Origin of the sequence: Methylobacterium sp. WL12, assembly GCF_008039475.1 — a bacterium.
Taxonomy (GTDB): Bacteria; Pseudomonadota; Alphaproteobacteria; order Rhizobiales; family Beijerinckiaceae; genus Methylobacterium; species Methylobacterium cerastii.
In genome coordinates this window covers 1-3,444 of the sequence record NZ_VRUW01000172.1, presented here as the reverse complement: position 1 = coordinate 3,444, position 3,444 = coordinate 1, and the positions used below count along the sequence as shown (strand labels likewise).

Here is a 3,444-nt window from a genome sequence, read left to right as displayed (position 1 = left end):
CGGCAACCCCTACGACAACGCCAAGGCCGAGAGCTTCATGAAGACGCTCAAGGTCGAGGGGGTGTACCCGATGGCGTTCGAGACCTTCGCCGATGTGGCAGCCGAGCTACCGCGCTTCATCGACGAGGTCTACAATACCAAGCGGCTGCACTCGGCGCTCGGGTACCTGAGCCCCGTGCAGTTCGAGGAGCAACACGCCCGGCCGACGGTCAAAACCGCCGCCTGATCGTGCCTACCATCAGGGGCCCACTCCAAGGGTCTGTCATCGTTTGAGCCAATCGAGGGCTGCGGCGAGGCAAAGGGCGCCCATGAAGCTGGCGGCGGTTTTCTCGTATCGACCAGTGGCAGACGCCTTCCGGCAAGATCCTGGTCACGCAAACGTCCAATTGCGTGACGGCAGCGACGACGGCCCTCTGATGGTTTGAACGGCGCTCCGCATGTCGTCGTTATTTCTGCGCTCCGCAAACCCTAATCGTGTGATGCTGTGCGCTCCCTGATGATCTCGCTCCCCCTGCTCCTCGCCGCCGTCGACGCCCGGGCCGAACCAACATCCACCCTGAACGGGATGTGGCAGCTCCTCGGCGCCTGCACCCAGTCAATCGGAGGCCCTGCCGCATCTGTCGGATCGGAAGTGACGCTGCTTTTCAGCATCAAGCGCGACGGCAGCTTGCAGGGGAAACCGAGGATCACGCACTCGAAGCTCGTCGGCGATGAGGAGACCCAGAGGGCCTTCGTCTCCGAAGTCCTGACCTCCGTCGCCCGCTGCTTCCCCTTGCCGATCACCGACGGTCTCGGTGGCGCAGTCGCGGGTCGTCCGCTTCGGGTACGCGTAGTAAACCGGCCGAAAGAGGAGGGGGTGTAGATACTGCCATTAAGATTGATCGATGATAATAAAATCACCATCTGATACCAGATCAGGATTTAACCTAAGATTAGATGCCAACCACTCTCAATTTGTCCGACCAAGTGAACCTGAGCCTCAGAGCTCTCAGAGATTTGTACTGCAAGATCAGCGCGAGACGTTCCATGCTGAAGCGCATTTATCCAATTTTGTAGCCCAGCCGGCTCTACCGACCGCCCAAGAGCATTTTCATACAATCCAGTTACGAAACGCACGTTGTCTACCCCGGCAAACTTCATCTGCGCCTCAGGTGACTGGAAGAATTGCTCCGAGACGCTTGTAAGCGAGGTTCCTTGCTGGACCGCTTTCGTCCATGTCGTGAGACCACCAGCATCGGGAGCGCGGCCCAAAATTCCGTAGTAAAGTCGCGCTACGTTCGAGGCGTCGGCATTCGGCACAAACACGCCTGCATCAAGCGCGCCTTGTATGTTGCCAAGGTGCTCGGGCGAGAGTGTGAACGCAACTGCCACATCAACGCGGGAAGCGCCGTGGTTCAGTGCGTCGGTCCAGCTTTGCAGTCCAACTGCGTCAGATTGCCGGTGGAGGGTAGCTCCATAGAGCTGCTCAACGAAGGCTGCGTTGTCGAGCGCGCCGGCCCGCGACTGCCCCTCCGGTGATGAGAGGAAGCCTTGGGCCATATCCCTGATTGAAAGACCGTGGTTTAGAGCGTTAGACCAGCCCTCTAGTCCAAGCGGATCAGGTGCACGTCCGAGCAGCCCATCATAGGCCGCGTAGACCTCACCCCCGGGGTTTGCCGAAGTATGCGTGACGGACCCAAACAAGCTTGCGTCAATCAACGCCAGCTCTGAGAAGCCATTCACGTTGAATATAGCTAGGTCGCCCGTATGATAAAGCCCAACTGCTTTTCCCGTAGGTCCATTAGACGAGAATACCGCGCTGGCCCCTAATTGTTTTTGTCCATCAAAACTGATGCTATCAACAAATAGATTGCGGTCGCTGTTTACAGTACTTTTATACGAATCGTTCAGGAATGTAACAGACACTTGGTGAGCCGTACTAAAATTTCCGTTTAAAGTAATATCTTGTGATTGTCCATCAGAATGGGGCGCGTTAGAGGAAAAAATATTGCCGATTTGTAGACCGTCAACTTTAACAATAAACTGCGGATTTCCTTGATAACTCTGTGCGGACACCGTTAGTGTTAATGTATCAGCTGAAATAGTCATATCAATCATTTCTCCGTCGAGTACTTCGCTGACCGAGATTTTTCAAAATTTGCGCTCTGATCGACACGTGTCGCATTCAAAGGCACAAGTTTCTATTTCCCAGCAGCCTAAAAACTAGCCATGTTTACGTTTGGTTCCTCTATTAGCGACTACGATTTTTGTCCAGCTAATGGGTTGCTTAATAACCAGATTATCTCCCTTATGCCCAGGAAACGACCATTTTCCGGACGACCGGCATGAACTGGTGATCGGCAGCCTAAAACGGCTGCGTTTTTGTCGGGAAAATATGGCTGGTTTTCTATTGCGGATAAAACGCGCCTGAATCACTATCCCGGCATGCTTGTTGGATATGCCCGCGTCTCCACGCTCGACCAGAACCTCGACCTGCAGCGTGATGCGCTGACAAAGGCAGGGTGCTAGAAGCTGTTCGAGGAGAAGAAGTCCGGTAAGGCTGGTACTAAGCGGCCGGAGTTTGAGGCAGCACTCGCGTACCTGCGCCCGACCGACGTGCTCGTGGTGTGGAAGCTCGATCGATTAGGCCGATCCCTCGTCGAGATGATGTGTACCATCGACAGCTTGCGTCTGAAGGAAATTCATTTCCGCTCGCTGACCGAGCAGTTCGACAGCGACACCGCGCACGGCCGCTTCGCCCTCCAGATGCCCGGCGCCATGGCTGAGTACTTCCTCGACCTCAACCGCGAGCGCACGATAGAAGGGCTTAAGGCCGCCCTGGCCCGCGGCCGGAAGGGCGGACGCCCGAAGAAGCTGACTGAGGCAGACATGGAGGTCGGCCGCGCCCTACTCCAGACTGGTACCATCTCGATCGCGGCGATCGCCAAGCGCCTCGGGGTCAGCCGGGATACGTTCTACAACTATTTCCCGCAGGCTCGCGCTCGCAGCCAGGCCGCAGCATCTGCTGGCAAAGGCTGAGCCCCATGCCGATCCGCCGGGAGCACCGCTTCTTCTACCCAATCGATTGGCCGCAACTCTCCGCGGCGATCCGCTTTATGCGGGCCGGTGGCGCCTGCGAAGGCTGCGGTCGACCCCATGGGCTGACCGTGTACCATCTCGGTGATGGGCGCTGGTGGGATGCCAGCATCGGCGCCTGGCGCGATGGACAGGGCCGTACGCTGCGCAGCCTGCCGACGATCGAAGATCTCGGTCGCATCCGTACGACCCGCGTTGTGCTGGCTGCCGCGCACCGGGACCACGACACCACGAACAATCTCGACCGGAACCTCGCAGCCTTCTGCCAACGCTGCCACATCAACCACGATCGCCCCGAGCATCGGCGTCGACGCTGGCGTACCCTGTTTCGTCGTAGGGCGATGGGGGACCTGTTTCGGGGGCTCTACC

The 3,444-nt window shown here is 57.6% G+C and carries 4 protein-coding genes and 1 pseudogene; 4 read left to right on the top strand and 1 reads right to left on the bottom strand.

Annotation, left to right across the window (positions count from 1 at the left end):
- The coding region (locus FV226_RS27070; RefSeq protein WP_147765350.1) for an integrase core domain-containing protein at positions 1 to 226 on the top strand (226 nt) is incomplete at its 5' end.
- 270 nt (positions 227 to 496) lie between these two features.
- Positions 497 to 862 carry a hypothetical protein gene (locus FV226_RS27060; RefSeq protein WP_147765349.1) on the top strand — a complete coding sequence of 122 codons (366 nt, stop codon included), beginning with the start codon at positions 497 to 499 and terminating at the stop codon, positions 860 to 862.
- A 59-nt stretch (positions 863 to 921) separates the two neighbouring features.
- Here the strand turns inward: FV226_RS27060 and FV226_RS27055 are convergent, their stop codons facing one another.
- Complete coding sequence (locus FV226_RS27055) at positions 922 to 2,097, bottom strand: DUF4214 domain-containing protein (RefSeq protein WP_147765348.1); 1,176 nt, start codon at positions 2,095 to 2,097, stop codon at positions 922 to 924.
- A gap of 327 nt (positions 2,098 to 2,424) precedes the next feature.
- Between FV226_RS27055 and FV226_RS27050 the strand changes: the two are divergent.
- Both FV226_RS27050 and FV226_RS27045 read left to right on the top strand, forming a co-directional pair.
- Positions 2,425 to 3,018 (top strand): annotated as a pseudogene (locus FV226_RS27050) (recombinase family protein).
- A gap of 5 nt (positions 3,019 to 3,023) precedes the next feature.
- Positions 3,024 to 3,444, top strand: a 421-nt coding sequence (locus tag FV226_RS27045; protein ID WP_147765347.1) for a hypothetical protein, incomplete at its 3' end; no start/stop codon positions are given.

Coding starts and splice junctions, on each gene's coding strand:
- FV226_RS27055 (WP_147765348.1), bottom strand. CDS start 2,097: ATGATTGATATGACTATTTCAGCTGATACATTAACACTAACGGTGTCC.
- FV226_RS27060 (WP_147765349.1), top strand. CDS start 497: ATGATCTCGCTCCCCCTGCTCCTCGCCGCCGTCGACGCCCGGGCCGAA.